This window comes from Streptomyces camponoticapitis (assembly GCF_014646115.1).
In the GTDB taxonomy this organism is placed as follows: Bacteria; Actinomycetota; Actinomycetes; order Streptomycetales; family Streptomycetaceae; genus Streptomyces; species Streptomyces camponoticapitis.
Genome location: NZ_BMMV01000002.1, coordinates 348661 through 366223, shown reverse-complemented (window position 1 = coordinate 366223; position 17563 = coordinate 348661). Strand labels below are relative to the sequence as shown.

Sequence of the window (17563 nt, the reverse complement as noted above, 5' to 3'; positions counted from 1 at the left end):
CACCGTTCACGCGGTTCACTCCATTGCGCTCCTTCTCGCAGGTGGAGACGCCCGGGACGGGGCGCGGGAACCTGTCGCCGCCCGCGCGTCTCGGACCGCGATCCGGGGGTACATTCCGTTCGCCGCGCCCCGCGCCGGACCGGGCGCGCGGCTCCTGTCTCCTGCGGGCGCCGGCCAGGTAACACCGTGACCAGTAGTACTCAGGACCGACCCCAGTCGGCCTCCCCCGGCGCCGGGACACCGGCACCGGCGACGACTCAAGAACGCACCACGCGGATACGCCGCCGACTCGAACGGCTGATCGGCATCGCGGCGACCGAGGGCAACTCGCTCACCGCTCTGCGCAACGGGGACGAGATCTTCCCGGCGATGCTGGCCGCCATCCGCTCAGCCGAGCACACCGTGGACATGATGACGTTCGTGTACTGGCGGGGAGACATCGCCCGCGAGTTCGCCCGCGCCCTGGCCGAACGGGCCCGGGCGGGCGTACGGGTGCGGCTGCTGCTCGACGGGTTCGGCAGCCGGCTGATCGAGAAGGAGCTGCTGGAGGAGATGGAGGAGACCGGTGTCCAAGTGGCCTGGTTCCGCAGACCTCTGGCACTCTCGCCGTTCAAGCAGAACCACCGCTGCCACCGCAAGGTCCTCGTCGTGGACGAGCAGACGGCCTTCACCGGCGGGGTCGGCATCGCCGAGGAGTGGTGCGGCAACGCGGGCAACGAGCACGAATGGCGCGACACCCACGTAGAGGTCCGCGGGCCGGCCGTGGACGGCATCGCCGCGGCCTTCGCGCAGAACTGGGCCGAATGCCACGACGACCTCTTCGACGACTGCGACCGGTTCGTCCAGCACCGTCCCGAGGGCGACGCGGTGGTGCAGGTGGTGCGCGGATCGGCCAGCTTCGGCTGGCAGGACATGCAGACCCTGATCCGGGTGATGCTGGAGTCGGCCGAGGACCGCTTCCGGCTGGCCACCGCCTACTTCTCACCCGACGCGTACTTCATCGAGCTGCTGTGTGCCACCGCCCGGCGGGGTGTGGAGGTGGAGATCCTGCTGCCCGGCCCCCACACCGACAAGCGGGTCTGCCAGCTGGCCGGTCAGCACTATTACGAGGACCTCACCGCCAGCGGGGTGAAGATCTACCAGTACCAGCCGACGATGATGCACGCCAAAATCATCACCGTGGACGCCGTCGCCGCCCTGGTCGGCTCCACCAACTTCAACCGCCGGTCCCTCGACCACGACGAGGAGATCATGCTCGCCGTACTGGACCAGGAGTTCACAGCCACCCTCGACAGCCACTTCGACGAGGACCTGGAGGCCGCCATGCCGATTCGGCCGGGACGCTGGAAGCGGCGCTCCATGCTGCAGCGGGCCGGCGAGGTCGCCGTCCAGCCCATCCGGCGTTTTCTGTAGCGCGCGTGAGTGGTCAGTTCGCCGGGGCGCGACGTTGAGCTTCCCGGACGACGCGGTCAGCGGTCTCCTCGGGAGTAAGGGCGGCGGTGTCGAACCACCAGCCGGTATCGCCCAGTTCGCGCTTCATGGCGGCGTCGAGACCTTCGTAGCCGTCGAAGTCGAACCGCTCCCGGGGATCACGGATGGTGTTTCGGTACCGGCACACCTCGATGCCCGGTGCGAGAACGACGAACAAGACCCGCCGGGCGGGAAGGAGTTCGCGATCACGCCGAGAATCGTCCCAGCGTTGCCCGGCGCTCGGCAATCGTATTTCAAAGCCCGGCTCTTGTGCACTGAGGACTCCTCACGAGGTGATCTCCTGGGTCAGGAGGCGTTTTCAGGGGTCCGGTCGGCCAGAAGAGGCGGGCACGCACGGGCAGGGTGTTCGCAGCTCGATCGAACCCGGCCAACTAATTTGTCGGAGTGCCGCCGGGCCGGCGCCGGGGCCGGGAAACGGGTGTCACCTCCGGCAGGTGGGGTCTTCGGCCGGCAGGTCTCCCGACTTCAGGTAGGTGTTCACCTCGGCGTCCACGCAGGCGTTGCCGTACTCGCCGTACATGCCGTGACCGATCACGCCGCGCACCGTGAGCAGCCGGGAGCCCGTCAGCAGGCGGTGCATGGCGCGGCTGCCGCGGTAGGTGGTCGCCGTGTCGCCCGTGGCGGAGACGATCAGGGCAGGCGCGCCGTTGGTGACCGACGTCGGCGGCTCGTGCGGGGCGGGCCAGAAGGCGCAAGGGTCGATGTTGTTGGTGACCGGCCCGAAGAGCGGGTGGTGCCGGCGGCTGCGCCGGATGTCGCGCCAGTAGACCTCGGTGTCTCGCGGCGCGGCGCGGTCTCCGCAGATGATCGCGGCCGCCGGGCTGACATCCTTCGAGCTCGCGCCGTCGAGGACGAAGCGCAGTAAGCCCTCCAGCCGCGGGGTCGGCTCGACGGGAATCCCCCGCGCCGCCTTGTCCAGCACCCCTACGGTGGAGGCGAATACGGCCCGCGCGTCCTCGCGGTCGCTGCCGACGCCGAGATGGATCAGGTACGGGACCACATGCTCGTCGACCCGGTAGGAGCCCACGGGCAGCGGCCGGTCCGACGCCGCCTCGATGATCCGCCGCACGGTGGCGAGCACCGCCTCACGGGTGGGGCCCAGGCCGTGGACGCGGTGCCGCGCCGCGGCCCATGACGCCCAGGCGTTGAGCGCCCGCTCCGAGGCGGGCTCGGTGCCGCGCAGCAGCCGGGGTCCCGTCCGGCGTGGATCACCGGCGCTGTCGAGGACCACCCGGTCGGTCCGGCCCGGGAACATCCGCATGTAGACGGCGCCGAGGTAGGCGCCGTACGAGTACCCGAGGTAGGAGACCCGGCGCTCACCGAGCGCCGCGCGGACGACGTCCATGTCGCGGGCGGTGTTACGGGTGGAGACGTGGGGCAGTACGTCGCCGTGGCGGCGTACACACCGTTCGGCCAACTCCTTCTGGAAGACGACCTGGCGGTCGAAACCGGCCCGGTCCTGTCCGGCCGCGCGGAGCCAGATACCGGAGGGCCAGCCGCAGTCGAGCGGCGTACCGCGCCCCACGAAACGCGGATCCATCCCGACCAGGTCGTAGCGGGCGCCGGTCTCGCCCATGTGCGCGTGCGTTTCCAGCGGCATACCGAGGGTCGGCTCACCGGGGCCGCCGTGGTTGAGCATCAGGGTGCCGATCCGGCGTGCCGGGTCGCTCGCCGGCAGCCGCGACACGGCCAGTTCGATGGTCCGGCCGGTCGGCCGTCGGTAGTCCAGCGGAACGGTGACCCGGGTGCACCGGGCGCCGTCGCGGTCCAGCGCCGTGCCCACTTCGTCGTCGGGGCCCTGCCCGCAGTCCGCCCAGGTGAGGGGCTGGCCGTAGTACGCGGCGAGGCCGGGGGCGGGGGGCCGCACGGCGTGCGCCGCACCGCCTGTCGCGGCGGCTGTCGCCGGGCCCGCGGCGGTACCGGAGGCCGCCATGATCAGTGCCACGGCGGGTGCGCCCAATCGCCTTGCCACGCCGGGACGTTGACTCCCGGTCCGCGGCCGCTTGTTGGTCTGATTCCTGATCTGCTTCCTGGCCTGCTTCGTGCCCCGCTTCGTCGTCATGACCGCGAAGCTAGGCTCGGCGCACCACGCGCGGGAATGGTGCCCACTGCCTGCCGGCACTACAGCCCGCTGTAGTGCCTCGCCGATCGCCGTGCCGGATACTGAGTCCCCGACTCGTGGACGGAGGTGCGGACATGGGCGGAAGCCGGGCTCAACGCCCCCGCGCCGCGCGCTACTTGCTCGGCAGCCTGACGACCGCCGCCACCGCCCTCGTCGCACTGCCGTTGCTTGTCCTGCCGGCTCCGGCGCACGCCTGGGCCGACTGGCACCGGCGCCGTGCCGGGCTGCTGCTCGGCGTCCCGGTCCCGGAGCGCTCCGCGCCTGAGGCCGACGGCCCCCGCGCCCGGTGGCGCCGGCTTCGTACGGACCCCCACGCGCGCCGCGATCTGTTGTGGCTGCCGGTGCATATGGTCACGGCCCTGCCGTTCGGCCTGGCCGCCGTGGTGTGCCTGGGCAACGTCGTCACGGGCTGGTGGGCCATGACGTTGTGGTGGGCGCTGCCGGAGGAGGCTGTGCCGAAGCTTCTGGGTGACATCACCGTGGACGGCTGGGCGGTGGCGCTGACCGCGGCACCGGCGCAGATCGGCCTGTTGACCGCGGTGGCATGGTGGGGCGGCCCGCCCCTGGCACGCGCGCACGCCCGTATCTGCCTGACCATGCTGTCGCCGTCCGCCGCCCAGCGACTCACCCGGCGGGTGGAGGTGTTGACCCGTACGCGCGCCGAAGCCCTGGACGCCCACGCGGCGGAGCTGCGCAGGATCGAGCGCGACCTGCACGACGGCGTACAGGCCCGGCTGGTGGCCGTCGCGATGCGGCTGGGGGTGGCCGGCGAGTCACTGGCGGACGCCCCCGACGACGTGCGCGAGCTGATTCGGCAGGCACATGAGGGAGTCGAGGAGGCGATGACGGAGCTGCGTCAGGTGATCCGCACCGCCTACCCGCCGATCCTCGCCGACCGTGGCCTGGGCGGAGCGCTGACGGCGCTGGCCGCCGGCTGCGGCGTACCGGCCCGGGTCCGCTTCGGCGACGTGGGCCCGGTCCCGGCCGCCGTGGAGGCGGTCGCCTATTTCGTCGTCGCCGAAGCGCTCAGCAACGCCGCGAGGCACGGCCGCGCCCCGCGGGCCGAGGTACGGGTGGGGCGGACCGGCGCCGGGCTGTCGGTGCGGATCACGGACGACGGGATCGGTGGCGCGGACGAGGAGCGTGGCACCGGTATCGCCGGGATCCGCCGCCGCGTCCTCGCCCTGGACGGCAGCGTCCTGGTCACCAGCCCGCCCGGCGGCCCGACCACGATCGCGGTGGAGGTGCCGTGCGGGTCGTGATCGCCGAGGACAACGTGCTGCTCTCCAGTGGTCTGGAACTGCTGCTGACCGCTCGGGGCTTCCAGATCGCCGCGATCGCCACCGACGGCCCCGGGTTCCTGGCCGCTGTCGACGAGCACCGGCCCGAGGTGACGATCGTCGATGTGCGGCTGCCGCCGGCTTTCAAGGACGAAGGGATACGCGCCGCTCTGCGGGCCCGCGCCGACCACCCCGGCCTGCCGGTGCTGGTGCTGTCGCAGTACGTGGAGCGGGAGTACGCCAGGGAACTGCTCTCCGACGGGCGGGGCGGTATCGGCTATCTGCTCAAGGACCGCGTGGGACGAGTCGCGGAGTTCACGCGGGCGCTGCGTCGCGTCGCCGCGGGCGGCACCGCCATGGACCCCGAGGTCATCGCCCAACTCCTCCTGGGGCGCGACCGGGATCCCCTCGCCGCCCTCACCCCCCGTGAACACCAGGTGCTCGCTCTCGTGGCCGAGGGCCATGACAACACCGCCGTCGCCGACCGGCTGGCCATCACCCTCAACGCGGTGCACAAACACATCGGCGGGATCTTCGCCAAGCTCGGCCTGTCCCCCACGGACAGCGGACACCGCCGGGTCTAGGCCGTACTCACGTATCTCGATCGCCGGCAGCCTCCGTTGCCGTAGACCGAGTGCCGGTACGCAGGGGTCCCGGGCCGGCGCCCGCGTGACCGTCCGTACCCGGTGCGGAATCCCGTTGTTCACCTGCCGGTGGTCCCGCCACCGTCCGCGACGTCCATTTTTGACCGGCGGCAACGGCTGGGTGGCAGCCCAGATGACTCGTCGGAGGAGGCTCTCGTGCCAACGGTTCATACGGCGCGCCGGACCCGTCTCGTGGTCTGCGCCGCCGTCGCACTCGTCGTCGTCGCCATCACGCTACTGACATCGAACATCGAGGCGAGCGGTCCAACTGCGGCGCCCGGCAAGGGTGGTGGGGCCGTCGAAGTCCCGTCGACCACGACACACGAGGCATCCGCCTCCGTCACCGAAGACAACGTGGTCCACTACACCGCCGCCGCCGGCCAGCTCAACGAGACGACCGTCGGTTTCGCGGCGGGCGAGAAGTACCGGTTCACCATCCGCGACGAGGTGCTGATTTCCGTGGGCTCCGGCTGCACCTACCCCGATCGCAGTGACCGGACCACGGTGATGTGTACGAGCTATCCGCCCGGTGACCGGGCGTCCGACCTCACCTCACTGGTCGTCGACCTGAACGACGGCGACGACCGTCTGACGATGGCGGCAAGCAGTCACGCGTACACCAGAATCGACGGCGGCCCCGGAGACGACGTTCTTCGCGGCAGCGGTTACGACGTCTTCTACGGCGGAGAAGGCGACGATCAACTCGACGGTGGCGGGGGCGCGTACGGCGAGGGGTCGCACGGTGGCCCCGGCCACGACGTGCTCACGCACTGCGGTGACTCCTGCCACCAGAACTGACACCCACCCTCGACGGGGCGGTCGTCGCCGGACGCAACCAGAGCCCGCGCGGGGGATCTTGCGGCGGGGCCGGCTCAGGCGCTCGCGGAGCGCGCGTCGTTCGGATCCTTCGCGGGCGACGAACTCACCCGAGGATCTCCAGCAGTCGCTTTCCCAGAACGGCGGCGGACGCGGGATTCTGCCCGGTTACGAGGTTGCGGTCCTCCACCATGTACGGCTTCCAGGTCTCGCCTCGGCTGTACTCGACGCCGACCTTGTCCTTCAGTTCGTCCTCAAGCAGCCATGTCGCCCTCGATGCCAGCCCGACCCCTTCCTCCTCCTCGTTGGCGAAGCCCGTGACCTTCCAGCCCTTGAACGGCGACTCTCCGTGAATCCTGGTGGCCAGCATCGCGGCGGGGGCGTGACACACGATCGCGAGCGGCCTGCCCGAGGCGAGCTGCGCCGTCAGCAGCCTGCCCGCGTCGGCGTCGAACGCCAGGTCCGCCATCGGACCGTGGCCACCCGGCAGATAGACCGCGTCGTAGTCTTCGAGACGCACGTCCGACAGCTTGAGCGGCCGCCGCATCACCTCCGCGTCGCGGATGACGGCCTCCAGTTCGAGAGCTCCCTTTTCTCCGCCTGCCATTGCCGGGCGCAGGCTCATCATGTCGACATTCGGCGTCACGCCGCCGGGAGTCGCGACCACGACCTCATGCCCGGCGTCCGTGATCGCCTTGTACGGGTTCGCGAACTCCTCGGCCCAGTAACCTGTCGCGTACCTGGTGCCGTCCTTGAGCACCCAGTAGGTCGCTCCGCTCACTATGAAGAGCACCTTCGCCATCACACGCCTCCTCGCGACAGGTCTGAGTAAATCCACTGATTTCAGCCTAATCACGCGTTCGGCCGAACGCATACGGACGGCGACTCGGCCACTGGCCCAGGGAGCGTTCCCGCGTCAGTCGTCCCCGTCCTCCGCGGGGGCTACCGCGACGGCGTCGAGGGCGGCGCGCAGATACGGGACCATCCGCTCCACCTGCGCGTCGTTCAGCGCGGTGCTGCCCAGAAGGGTCCGGGTGAGCAGAACGCCCGAGCACAGGGCGACAAGCAGGGCGGAGCGGGCCATCGTGTCGGTGCCGGGCAGCGCCTCGGCGAGCCGGGTCTGGTAATTGCGCTCGATGCTGTCCCGCATGATGGCGGCCGCGCGGGCGTTGGAGGCGGAACGGAGCGTCAGGAGCAGCCCGTCGACGGCGCCTTGGTCCGTTTCGATCAGGAGGGCGTGTGCCGCGTCGGCGTTGAGTTCGGGCGTCATCATCAGCGACTTCTCGTAGGCGAGATCGACCACCTCGGCGAAGAGCCCTTCCTTCGAGCCGAAGTACCGGCTGATCAGCCGCGTGTCCACGTCGGCCGCGCGAGCTATCTCGCGCACCCCCGCGCCGTCGTACCCGAGTCGCGTGAAGGCGTCACGGGCGGCCCGCAGGATGCTCGCGCGGGTGGCGGCGGCGTCCCTGCGACGGGGAGGTGGCACCGGGGGGAGATCATCCTCACTCATGGTGTCCAGGGTACGAGGTCGCCGTGGTGCGGCCGCCTGCCCCGTTTACATGTCCACCAGTGTGGACATAGCATGTCCTCAGTAGTGGACATGCGCTTGTATGTCCAGAGCCAACCGATCCATGAGGGTTTACCATGCCCATTTCTCAGCGCGTTCTCGGTACGGCCGGCCCCACTGTCGGGGCGATCGGATATGGGGCCATGAGCTTCGCGAAGCCTTACGGGCAGACCGACAACGACACCGATGACACCCCGGACGACCTGATCGGCCGGGCCTTGGAGCGCGGCGTCACGCTCATTGACACCGCCGACGTCTACGGCCCCAGCGAGGAGATCATCGGCAAGGCCGTCGCGGGGCGCAGGGACCAGGTGGTGATCGCCACCAAGTTCGGCATCGTACGGTCTCTGGGTCCGGAGGGGCCGCCGATCATCAGCGGCCGACCGGAGTATGTGCGTGAGCGCGCCGAGCGTTCTCTGACCCAGTTGGGCACCGACCACATCGATCTCTACTACCAGCATCGCGTCGATCCCGATGTCCCGATCGAGGAGACGGTCGGTGCCATGGCGGAACTGGTCGCCGAGGGCAAGGTGCGCCACCTCGGGCTCTGCGAGGCGGCTGCCGACACCATCCGCCGGGCGCAGGCCGTGCACCCCATCGCGGCCGTGGAGACCGAGTGGTCCCTGTGGTCCCGCGACATCGAGGAGGAAGTGTTCCCGGTCTGCCGCGAACTCGGCATCGGGGTCGTGCCCTACAGCCCGCTCGGCAGAGGCATGCTCACCGGACAGATCACCTCGCTCAGGGACCTCCCGCAGAACGACTACCGCCGCAACATGCCCCGCTTCGCCCGTGAGGCGTTCGAGACCAACCTCGCCGCCGTCGATGTCGTCAGGGAAATCGCCCGGGCGCACGAGGCCGCACCGGGCCAGGTGGCCCTGGCCTGGCTGCTCGCGAAGGCGCCCGGCGTCGTCCCGATTCCCGGAACCCTCCACATCTCCCGTCTGGAGGAGAACGCGGCCGCCGCTGAACTCACCCTCACGGACGCGGAGCTCGCGCGGCTCGACGCGCTGAAGGTCGTCGGTGAGCGCGAGACCGAGATGGGACACAACTGGTCGTACGGAGTCACTCCCGCTCGCTGACAACCCCGCGCTGGGCCATGGACGAGGCAGCGGCTCTCGCGGCCGGCATCCCGAGCGTGGAGCCGGTCCAACTCGCCGATCAGCTGTGGGAGATGAACGCCGAGAGAGACCGGATCGAGCTTCCCTGGCCCCCTCTCGCCCAGTCTTAGGGCCGTGACCTGGGCCGGGCGGTCCGGTTGATGGGCGCCGGGCGTGGGAGCGGGCGGTCGTCGAGGAAGATGTCCGTCTGCTCGTTGTAGAAGGCCACGAGCCCGGCGATGGGTGCGAGCTGGCGGGTCGGGAAATCGTAGGCCCAGGCGATGTCCGCGTAGCTTCCGGCTTTCGTGGTGACGGACCAGTAGGCGCTGGTGCTGCCCTTGTACGGGCAGGCGGTCACGGTCTCGCTGGGCACCAGCCGGGTGAGATCGGTGTGGACGCGGTCGAGGTAGTAGCGGGTCGGCAGGCCGGTTTCGAACACCATGACGGTCGAGGGCGCCTCGGCGAGGACCTCCCCGTCCAGTTCGACGCGGACGGTGCGGCTCGATCGGAGCGCGTCCACCCGCGTGTAGGGGCTGCGGGGATGGACGAACACCTGCTCGTCCTCCTCGAACCACGCGTCGGGGGCTGCCCAGTCGATCCGTACGGTGCCCGCGAGACCCGGCGGCGCCTCCTCGGTCCAGAGCCGGGCCGAGCCGGGCCGTTCGACCCCGCCGCCGCGCAGCCCGTGGCGGCGTGCCACCCCCAGGCTCAGCTTCTGCGTGTGGTCCTCGTCGATGAGAGCTCCTTCGATGAAGTCCTCCGCCGGAACGCAGTACTGCGGATAGCCGGGCCACTCCCACACGTAGAGAGCCCGCACGGTGTCGAACACCAGCCGGCCGGCCAGAAAGGCGCGGATACGGCGGGCGACCGGTTCGACATGGCCAACCGGGACGATCATCTGTGGAAAGTACTGGGCGTTGTCAGACATGGACGCCTCCTGTCCCTGGCCGGTGGCGGGGCTGCCTCACCCACGATCACATGGTCCAGCCGCCGGGAGGACGGGTTGCGGGCATTGAGGTGACCCGGTGCGCCGACCGTTTCCCCGGGATTGCGCCCGGGCACCCAGGGCTGCATGAACCGGGAAGGTATTTGTATGCCCAAGGGCGTGACACGGCTGATCCTGGTGGGCGTGGTGGCCGGCCTGCGCAGCCAGCTCGGGACAGCCGCCGTCGCACTGACCACGGACCCCGGCGAACGGGCCCGGCCGGCGAACCTGTTCGCCGGGGTGTGGGCCAAGGGAATCACCGCCACAGCCGCCCTCGGCGAACTGGTCGGGGACAAGTTGCCGAAGACGCCGAGCCGTCTCAGCCCGTCCGGGATCACGTCCCGGATGGCGTTCGGCGCACTCGCCGCCGTGGCGCTCGCCTCCCGCGAACCGGGCGGCGCCCCGCCGGCCGTGCCCGCCACGATCGGCGCCGCCGCCTCACTGGCGGGCACGTTCGGCGGGGCGTACTGGCGCCGTACGGTCGCCGACGCGGGCCGTCCCGACTGGCCCGCCGCCCTGGCGGAGGACGCCACCGCCCTCCTCCTGGCGTACGCGGCGGTCGGACACCAGTGGCCGCGCCGGGTGGGGCCGGCGAACCTGCCCATCGGCCTCGTCAGGTAGCCGGAAGCGGCCGGATCCCGCCGTGTGGAACGGTGCCCCCGGACCCGCCGGGCCGTTCTCGACCCGAACCGCTGTCGAGAAGCCGGTCAATACGAAGAGCGGAGGGCACTCACCCGTCACCACGCGGGGCGAACGGGCGCCGCACGGTGACCATCGCGACATCGTCCTCAAGACGGGCATGCCCGCGCAGATCGCTCTGGAGGGCGTCGAGCATGGCGGCCGGGGGACGGGCCGTCCAGGCACCGATACGCTCCGCCAGCGGGTAGAACACACCGGCGTCGTCGCGGGCCTCGATGAGGCCGTCGGTGTAGAGCAGCAGGGTGTCACCCGCCTCCAGACGGTGGGTGTCGACGCTCACGGGGTCGCTGTCGAGGCTGAGGAGCCCGACCGGCAGCGCCGGTCTGGACGCCGACAGTTCCCGCACCGTCCCCGCGTGCAGGAGAAGCGGCGCCGGATGGCCGCAGTTGACCAGCCGCACCTCCTCACCCTCACCGACCACCTCCACCACGACCGCCGTCACGAAACACTCCCGCATCCGCCGCCCCGCCTCAGGCTCCTCCCCCACCTCACCGGCCTCCCGCGCCTCGCCGCCCTCCCCCACCTCACCGGCCTCCCGCGCCGTGTCCCTCGCGCGAGCCAGATCGCGGCGCACCGCGTCGTCCAGAAATACCGGCAGATCATCCAGCGCCACACCCTGCCGGGCAGCCTGCCGGAAGGCGGTCAGCAGGAACAGCACCACTTCCAGGGTGGACAACCCCTTCCCCTGCACATCCCCCACCATCACCCGCGGACGCCCGCCGACAACCGCGCACGCGTACACATCCCCGCCGATCGTCGACTCCTCGTCCGACGCCAGATACGCCGACGAGATCTCCACCGGGCCCAACCGCGACGGCAACGGACGGAGCAACGTCGCCTGCGTCCGCGCCGTCACCCGACGCGACTGCGCCAGTTCGTTCGCACGTTTCTCCCGTACCGCCGCCGCACCCGCCGCGGCGGCGCTGATGACCACCGCCGTCGCGAGGGATACCGGCGCCTCCGACCAGTTCAGACGCCCGTTCGCCGAGAGCGAGACCACGAACGCCGGCAACATCAACCCCGCGATCACCAGCACCGGCCCGGGGCCGGTGAAGACCGCCGCCAGAGCCGGCAGTGCCAGCATCATCCCGCCCAGCCGCACCACCGACCCACCGAACAAGTCAGCCACCAGCACCAGAACCAGAACCACGAACGCCGCGCCCACGAACGCCCGGCCACGCCACAGCGACTGAGAACCCCGCCTCCACACACCGTCCAACGGCATGACTTCACCCTACCCGGACTAACTAGGACAGACTCACCGAAAGCGGACAGGCCACAGGGCCGCGATGAGTTCCCACCGCGTCGCGAGTCTGTCCTGGTGACCGCCTCACAACGGCTCCCGGACACCACGGAGGACACCATGACCACCACCCCGCCCCCGGCCGCCCGCCCATCGTCGATCCGGCCACCTGGCAGGCCGCCCGTGACGAGCTCCTGGTCCGCGAGAAGGCGCACACCCGCGAGGGCGACGCGATCGCGGCGGCGCGCCGCAGGCTGCCGCTGGTGGAGTTCGACGGGACCGTCGAGGGCGTCGGCCCCGAGGGCCCGGTCCCGTTCCTGGACCTGTTCCAGGGCCGCGACGCGTGGAGTTCATGGGCTACACCCAGCCCTGGTACTCGGTACGCGACGCGAACGCGCCGATCGGCGACCCCATGGGCTACCTCACAAGCTTTCTGCGCGAGGGCGACCGCGCGTTCCTCACCTACTCCACGACGGCCCGTGGCAACGAGCGGGTCAACGGGTCCCTCGGACTGCTCGACATGACGCCCTACGGGCGCGGCGAAGGCTGGGAGGACAACCCCGAAGGGTGGCCGGTGATCGGCGACGTCCGCGAGGGCTATCCGGCCGAGGCCCGCCAGTCCTGCTGGTCCTGGCGCTCGGACGCCGAAGGACACGCCACCTGGGGCCCGACCAGCCGCCCCGTGCCGCAATGGGCCCGCCCCGGCGCGGCCCCCGTGAAAACACTCGGCCGCCGGGGTCACCACCACTGACACACAAACGGGGCGCGTCGCGCATCCCGCCGGGCCGGCGAGCGGTCCGCCATCACCTTCGGCCGAGCGCCGCATCCGCGGTCCCCGCCGACCCGCCGGTCTCGGTGCGGACGCCCAGGGTGCGGGAGATCTCCTCGGCCTGCCGACGCGCCTGCTTGTGCGCGTCCTCCAGTGAGGCGTGGTGCTGGGGCAGCAGATGCCGGAGCGGCTCCATGATGGGGGCGTACGTCAGTTCGGGTGTGATGGCGCGGACGTCCAGCGACATCAGGTTCGGGTCGCCGAGGACGGTCTCCAGTGTGGGGACCAGGAAGTCCTTCCCGTGCTGGGGCGAGCCGGGGCCGTAACCACCACCGCGGGCGGATACGACGACGGCGGGGCGGCCCGCGGTGCGCACGGCGTCGCCCAGGCCGATGGTCCTGCCGACCACCATGGTGTGGTCGAGCCACGCCTTGAAGACCGAGGGCATCGAGTAGTTGTAGAGCGGTACGGCGAAGAGGTACGCGCCGGCGCCGAGGAACTCCTCGACCAGCTCGTCCTGGAGCAGGGCCGCCGCCTTCTGCTCGGGGGTCCGCTCGTCGGCGGGGGTGGTGCGGGCGGTGATACCGGGGGCGCCGAGGTGGTCGACGGGGTCGAGCGCGAGGTCACGCCGGACGATGTCGCCGGTCCAGGCGGCGGTGAAGGAGTCGGCGACCTGGCGGGAGATGGACGAGGCGCCGGAGGCGGAGGCGTCAATGCGCAGCAGGTAGGACATGGGGGCTGCCTTTCGTTCTGTGGGGCGGAGTACGGATGTACGGAAGGGATCGGTTCAGGAGAGGGGATGGGGCAAAACGGCGCAGCCGTCGGGTCCGCAGACGCCCTCGCCTTCGCCTTCACCGAGGACCCGCAGTGGCGCGGGCTCGGGGTGGGTGGCTTCCCAGACCGTGGTCATCGCGGCCAGGAGTTCGTCGGTGCTGACCGCCCCGCGCAGGGCGTAGCGCCCGTCGAGGACCGTGAACGGTGTGCCGCCGGCGCCGAGCCGCTCGGCCTCACGCTGGTCGGCGGCCACCCGGTCGCGGTAACGCCGCTCGCGCAGGGCCCGCGCGGCGTCGGCACGGTCAAGTCCGGTCTCGGCGGCGAAGCCGAGTACCTCGTCCTCGGTCCACAGGCGCCGCCCCTCGCCGAAGTGGGCGCGGAACATCGCCGTCCAGGTCTCCTCGCCCCGTCCCTTGTCGGCGGCGTGGGCGAGCAGCTCGTGGGCGAGGTCGGTCGGTCCCAGGGTCCGCTCCAGCGCGCGGTAGGGATCCAGTCCCTCCGCGCGGGCGGCAGCCTCGATGGGAGCGAAGATGCCCTCTCCGTCCGCCGCGGAGATGCCGTGCGTCTCCAGCAGCTTCCGCTGGGTGATGCCCGCGCGCGGCAGATCCGGGTGGAGCTGGAAGGAACGGTGGGTGACCCGGACGTCGTCCGCGTGCTCGAAACGCTCCAGTGCCAGCCGGAGCCGGTTGTCCATCAGCCCGCAGTACGGGCAGACGATGTCCGACCAGAATTCGATCTTCACGGTGGACCCCTCTCGAAACTCACTATCTGTTCGTAGCCACACTGTGCATTAGGATGACGAGTGACACAAAAGGCACATTCATGTGCGTGAGTCTGGGAAAGGGCTGGTCACCGTGGCCGTCGAGAAGGAGATCCGGCGGGGGCGCACGAACGTGCGGGCGAACGTGCGCCAGATCCCCGGGCCGTGCGCGCACTGGAACGATCAGGACGCCGACTTCATCCGCGAGACCCTCGACCTGGTCGGCGACAAGTGGAGCGTGCTGATCATCGGCACCCTCTCCGACGGACCCGTGCGCTACTCCGACCTGGCGTACGCCATCCCCGGGATCTCCCAGCGGATGCTCACCCTCACGCTCAAGCAGCTCCAGCGCAGCGGGCTCGTCGACCGCACGGCGTACGCGGAGGTCCCGCCCCGCGTCGAGTACTCCCTGACGGCTCTCGGGAAATCGCTGCTCACCACCGTGCTGGAGCTGGCGGCCTGGTCCGCCGACCGGCAGACGGAGATCCGCCGCCACCAGGACACCTACGACACGCGCAACGCCTGAGGCCCTCCTCCTCAGGCGCCGGCGCCGCCGTCGACCGGCACGATCGCGCCGGTCACCCGCCTCCCACTTGTCGATCATCTCCGTGGCGGTTCCGCCGGGGGTGATGCCGTTCACCCGGATGCCCTGACGGCCCCAGGTCACGGCAGCGGTCTCGGTGATGCTGCTGAGCGCGCGCTTCATGGCGCCGTACGCGGGGAGGGCGGGGTTGGCGCGGCGGCTGCCGATGCTTCCGAACGTGCTGGGAGCCGAGGCCGGTGATTATCTGTAGCGCCGCGTCAGCCGGTTGGGGCGGTGTCCTGGAATCCGGCGTGCCGCCCACGAGGTGGACGGCCGACGGCCGGGCCGCCCCCGCGCGGTGTCCGCGGGGGCGACCCGGCCGTTGCACTTCAGGCAGGTCCGGAGCGATCGGCCGGGAAGCCGATCAGACGAGGTCGAACCGGTCCAGGTTGGAGACCTTGTTCCACGCCGCGACGAAGTCGTTCACGAACTTCTCCTTCGCGTCGTCGCTCGCGTAGACCTCCGCGACCGCGCGCAGCTCGGAGTTGGACCCGAAGACGAGGTCCGCGCGGCTGCCGGTCCACTTGACCTCGCCGGTGGCGGTGTCGCGCGCCTCGAACGTGTTCGCGTCCTCGGACGTCGCCGTCCACGTCGTACCCAGGTCGAGCAGATTGACGAAGAAGTCGTTGGTCAGCGACCCGGGGGTGTCGGTGAGGACGCCGAGCGACGACTCCTGGTAGGTGGCGCCCAGGACGCGGAGACCACCCACGAGAACGGTGAGTTCGGGGGCGCTCAGGGTCAGCAGGTTCGCCCGGTCGAGCAGCAGGTACTCGGCGGGCAGCCGCTGGCCCTTCCCGAGGTAGTTGCGGAATCCGTCGGCGGCCGGCTCCAGCGCCGCGAAGGACTCCACGTCCGTCTGCTCCTGGGAGGCGTCCGCGCGGCCCGGGGTGAAGGGGACCTCGACGTCGAAGCCGGCCGTCCTGGCCGCCTTCTCGACGGCGGCGGCACCGGCGAGCACGATCAGGTCGGCCAGCGAGATCCGCTTTCCGCCGCCCTGGGCGGAGTTGAACGACTCCTGGATGCCTTCGAGGGTGCCCAGCACCGTCGCCAGCCGGTCGGGGTCGTTGGCCTCCCAGCCGCGCTGCGGCTCCAGGCGGATGCGAGCACCGTTGGCGCCGCCGCGCTTGTCGCTGCCGCGGAAGGACGAGGCCGAGGCCCACGCGGTGGAGACGAGCTGGGACACCGGCAGACCCGAGGCGAGGACCTGCTCCTTGAGGGAGGCGATGTCGGCGGCATCGACGAGCTCGTGCGTCACGGCGGGCAGCGGGTCCTGCCACACCAGCGTCTCGGAGGGGACCTCGGAGCCGAGGTAGCGCACGATCGGGCCCATGTCGCGGTGGGTCAGCTTGTACCAGGCGCGGGCGAAGGCGTCCGCGAACTGGTCGGGGTTGGCGTGGAATCGGCGGGCGATCTCGTCGTACGCCGGGTCGACGCGCAGCGCCAGGTCGCTCGTCAGCATGGTGGGCGCGTGGGTCTTCGACGCGTCGTGGGCGTCCGGTACGGTGCCGGCTCCGGCGCCGTCCTTCGGCCGCCACTGGTTCGCGCCCGCCGGGCTCCGGAACAGCTCCCACTCGTAGCCGTAAAGGATGTCCAGGAAGCTGTTGTCCCAGGTGATCGGAGTGTTCGTCCAGATGCCCTCAAGGCCGCTGGTGATGGTGTCGCCGCCCTTGCCGGTGCCGTAGCTGTTCTTCCAGCCGAAGCCCTGCTGCTCGATCGGGGCGGCCTCCGGGTCGGCGCCGACGCTGTCCGCCGGGCCGGCGCCGTGGGTCTTGCCGAAGGTGTGGCCGCCCGCGATGAGGGCGACGGTCTCCTCGTCGTTCATCGCCATCCGGCGGAACGTCTCGCGGATGTCGCGCGCCGAGGCGAGCGGGTCCGGAGTGCCGTTCGGGCCCTCGGGGTTGACGTAGATGAGGCCCATCTGGACGGCGCCGAGGGGGCTCTCCAGGTCGCGGTCACCGGTGTAGCGCTCGTCGCCGAGCCAGGTGGTCTCGGGACCCCAGTACACGTCCTCCTCGGGCTCCCAGACGTCCGCGCGACCGCCGGCGAAGCCGAAGGTCTCGAAGCCCATGGTCTCCAGGGCGACGTTGCCGGCGAGGATCATCAGGTCGGCCCAGGAGAGGCTCTGGCCGTACTTCTTCTTGACCGGCCAGAGCAGTCGGCGGGCCTTGTCCAGATTCCCGTTGTCCGGCCAGCTGTTGAGGGGGGCGAAGCGCTGCTGGCCCGCACCCGCGCCGCCGCGGCCGTCGCTGATCCGGTACGTACCCGCGCTGTGCCACGCCATACGGATGATGAAGGGGCCGTAGTGGCCGAAGTCGGCGGGCCACCAGTCCTGCGAGGTCGTCAGCACCTGCGCGATGTCCTGCTTCACGGCGGGCAGGTCGAGGGTCTTGAACGCCTCGGCGTAGTCGAATTCCTCACCGAGGGGGTTGGCCACGGCGGGGTTCTTGGCGAGGATCTTCAGATTGAGCCGCTCCGGCCACCACTTGTGGTTTCCGCCGCCCTGGGTCGGGTGAGGGGCACGTCCGTGTGCGACCGGGCAGCCGCCCTCACCCTCCTCCTTCGCGTCTACGACGATTGCATCATGGTTCTCAGACATGGGAATCCTTCTGGACCTGGCGGATCACGGTGCTCGGTGCGGCCGGGAGCCGTCACACGCTGCTTCTTGGCTGTCGACCGGAACCGATCCTACGATGGACAGAGTCCAAGTCAAGAAGTGAACTAAAAGTACATCCG

16 protein-coding genes and 2 pseudogenes are annotated in these 17563 nt (G+C 70.6%); 8 read left to right on the top strand and 10 right to left on the bottom strand.

Features of this window, described 5'->3' with window-relative positions; translation table 11 throughout:
* The first annotated feature begins 186 nt into the window (after nt 1–186).
* Nucleotides 187–1413, top strand: coding sequence for a phospholipase D-like domain-containing protein (locus IEY79_RS04315; RefSeq protein WP_189105910.1), 1227 nt, complete (start codon nt 187–189; stop codon nt 1411–1413).
* A gap of 13 nt (nt 1414–1426) precedes the next feature.
* Here the strand turns inward: IEY79_RS04315 and IEY79_RS04310 are convergent, their stop codons facing one another.
* Together IEY79_RS04310 and IEY79_RS04305 are read right to left on the bottom strand one after the other, a co-directional pair.
* The gene (locus tag IEY79_RS04310) at nt 1427–1717 is read right to left on the bottom strand and encodes a hypothetical protein (RefSeq protein ID WP_229700616.1); all 291 of its coding nucleotides are present in this window, start codon (nt 1715–1717) and stop codon (nt 1427–1429) included.
* A gap of 195 nt (nt 1718–1912) precedes the next feature.
* Nucleotides 1913–3553, bottom strand: a complete 1641-nt coding sequence (locus IEY79_RS04305) for an alpha/beta hydrolase (RefSeq protein WP_229700615.1) — start codon at nt 3551–3553, stop codon at nt 1913–1915.
* 134 nt (nt 3554–3687) lie between these two features.
* On the opposite strand from IEY79_RS04305, the gene IEY79_RS04300 reads away from it, so the two are divergent.
* The 3 genes from IEY79_RS04300 (at nt 3688) to IEY79_RS04290 (ending at nt 6335) form a co-directional block, all read left to right on the top strand.
* Nucleotides 3688–4875 carry a sensor histidine kinase gene (locus tag IEY79_RS04300; protein WP_189105909.1) on the top strand — a complete coding sequence of 396 codons (1188 nt, stop codon included), beginning with the start codon at nt 3688–3690 and terminating at the stop codon, nt 4873–4875.
* The gene (locus IEY79_RS04295) at nt 4863–5477 is read left to right on the top strand and encodes a response regulator (protein ID WP_189105908.1); all 615 of its coding nucleotides are present in this window, start codon (nt 4863–4865) and stop codon (nt 5475–5477) included. Before IEY79_RS04300 ends, IEY79_RS04295 begins: the two co-directional genes overlap by 13 nt.
* 216 nt (nt 5478–5693) lie before the next feature.
* Nucleotides 5694–6335 (top strand): hypothetical protein, encoded by a 642-nt coding sequence (locus IEY79_RS04290; RefSeq protein WP_189105907.1) that lies wholly within the window; start codon nt 5694–5696, stop codon nt 6333–6335.
* Nucleotides 6336–6459: 124 nt separating this feature from the next.
* Here the strand turns inward: IEY79_RS04290 and IEY79_RS04285 are convergent, their stop codons facing one another.
* Both IEY79_RS04285 and IEY79_RS04280 read right to left on the bottom strand, forming a co-directional pair.
* Entirely contained in the window at nt 6460–7155 is a 696-nt protein-coding gene (locus tag IEY79_RS04285; protein ID WP_189105906.1) for a type 1 glutamine amidotransferase domain-containing protein, read from the bottom strand.
* A 114-nt stretch (nt 7156–7269) separates the two neighbouring features.
* Nucleotides 7270–7863, bottom strand: coding sequence for a TetR/AcrR family transcriptional regulator (locus IEY79_RS04280; protein ID WP_189105905.1), 594 nt, complete (start codon nt 7861–7863; stop codon nt 7270–7272).
* Between the two features lie 134 nt (nt 7864–7997).
* Here IEY79_RS04280 and IEY79_RS04275 point away from each other — a divergent pair, with 134 nt between their 5' ends.
* Nucleotides 7998–8999, top strand: a complete 1002-nt coding sequence (locus IEY79_RS04275; RefSeq protein WP_189105904.1) for an aldo/keto reductase — start codon at nt 7998–8000, stop codon at nt 8997–8999.
* A 145-nt stretch (nt 9000–9144) separates the two neighbouring features.
* Here the strand turns inward: IEY79_RS04275 and IEY79_RS04270 are convergent, their stop codons facing one another.
* Nucleotides 9145–9945 carry a DUF427 domain-containing protein gene (locus IEY79_RS04270; protein ID WP_189105903.1) on the bottom strand — a complete coding sequence of 267 codons (801 nt, stop codon included), beginning with the start codon at nt 9943–9945 and terminating at the stop codon, nt 9145–9147.
* Between the two features lie 165 nt (nt 9946–10110).
* Between IEY79_RS04270 and IEY79_RS04265 the strand changes: the two genes are divergently transcribed.
* Nucleotides 10111–10623 carry a hypothetical protein gene (locus IEY79_RS04265; RefSeq protein ID WP_189105902.1) on the top strand — a complete coding sequence of 171 codons (513 nt, stop codon included), beginning with the start codon at nt 10111–10113 and terminating at the stop codon, nt 10621–10623.
* A 109-nt stretch (nt 10624–10732) separates the two neighbouring features.
* On the opposite strand, the gene IEY79_RS04260 is transcribed toward IEY79_RS04265, so the two are convergent.
* A complete protein-coding gene (locus tag IEY79_RS04260; RefSeq protein WP_189105901.1) occupies nt 10733–11926 on the bottom strand; it encodes a PP2C family protein-serine/threonine phosphatase in 1194 nt (397 codons plus the stop codon).
* Nucleotides 11927–12096: 170 nt separating this feature from the next.
* Here IEY79_RS04260 and IEY79_RS04255 point away from each other — a divergent pair.
* Nucleotides 12097–12695 (top strand): annotated as a pseudogene (locus IEY79_RS04255) (DUF899 family protein).
* 52 nt (nt 12696–12747) lie between these two features.
* Here IEY79_RS04255 and IEY79_RS04250 read toward each other — a convergent pair.
* Both IEY79_RS04250 and IEY79_RS04245 read right to left on the bottom strand, forming a co-directional pair.
* Entirely contained in the window at nt 12748–13446 is a 699-nt protein-coding gene (locus IEY79_RS04250; RefSeq protein ID WP_189105900.1) for an FMN-dependent NADH-azoreductase, read from the bottom strand.
* A 54-nt stretch (nt 13447–13500) separates the two neighbouring features.
* Nucleotides 13501–14229 carry a DsbA family oxidoreductase gene (locus IEY79_RS04245; protein WP_189105899.1) on the bottom strand — a complete coding sequence of 243 codons (729 nt, stop codon included), beginning with the start codon at nt 14227–14229 and terminating at the stop codon, nt 13501–13503.
* 82 nt (nt 14230–14311) lie between these two features.
* On the opposite strand from IEY79_RS04245, the gene IEY79_RS04240 reads away from it, so the two are divergent.
* Nucleotides 14312–14773 (top strand): winged helix-turn-helix transcriptional regulator, encoded by a 462-nt coding sequence (locus IEY79_RS04240; protein WP_308426646.1) that lies wholly within the window; start codon nt 14312–14314, stop codon nt 14771–14773.
* Here IEY79_RS04240 and IEY79_RS04235 read toward each other — a convergent pair.
* Together IEY79_RS04235 and katG are read right to left on the bottom strand one after the other, a co-directional pair.
* A pseudogene (locus tag IEY79_RS04235) lies at nt 14774–15001 on the bottom strand (SDR family oxidoreductase); the annotation flags it as partial.
* A 193-nt stretch (nt 15002–15194) separates the two neighbouring features.
* Nucleotides 15195–17426, bottom strand: coding sequence for a catalase/peroxidase HPI (gene katG / locus IEY79_RS04230; protein ID WP_189105898.1), 2232 nt, complete (start codon nt 17424–17426; stop codon nt 15195–15197).
* Nucleotides 17427–17563 lie beyond the last annotated feature (137 nt).

Coding starts and splice junctions, on each gene's coding strand:
- IEY79_RS04305 (WP_229700615.1), bottom strand. CDS start 3,553: ATGACGACGAAGCGGGGCACGAAGCAGGCCAGGAAGCAGATCAGGAAT.
- IEY79_RS04300 (WP_189105909.1), top strand. CDS start 3,688: ATGGGCGGAAGCCGGGCTCAACGCCCCCGCGCCGCGCGCTACTTGCTC.
- IEY79_RS04285 (WP_189105906.1), bottom strand. CDS start 7,155: ATGGCGAAGGTGCTCTTCATAGTGAGCGGAGCGACCTACTGGGTGCTC.
- IEY79_RS04280 (WP_189105905.1), bottom strand. CDS start 7,863: ATGAGTGAGGATGATCTCCCCCCGGTGCCACCTCCCCGTCGCAGGGAC.
- IEY79_RS04275 (WP_189105904.1), top strand. CDS start 7,998: ATGCCCATTTCTCAGCGCGTTCTCGGTACGGCCGGCCCCACTGTCGGG.
- IEY79_RS04270 (WP_189105903.1), bottom strand. CDS start 9,945: ATGTCTGACAACGCCCAGTACTTTCCACAGATGATCGTCCCGGTTGGC.
- IEY79_RS04265 (WP_189105902.1), top strand. CDS start 10,111: ATGCCCAAGGGCGTGACACGGCTGATCCTGGTGGGCGTGGTGGCCGGC.
- IEY79_RS04260 (WP_189105901.1), bottom strand. CDS start 11,926: ATGCCGTTGGACGGTGTGTGGAGGCGGGGTTCTCAGTCGCTGTGGCGT.
- IEY79_RS04250 (WP_189105900.1), bottom strand. CDS start 13,446: ATGTCCTACCTGCTGCGCATTGACGCCTCCGCCTCCGGCGCCTCGTCC.
- katG (WP_189105898.1), bottom strand. CDS start 17,426: ATGTCTGAGAACCATGATGCAATCGTCGTAGACGCGAAGGAGGAGGGT.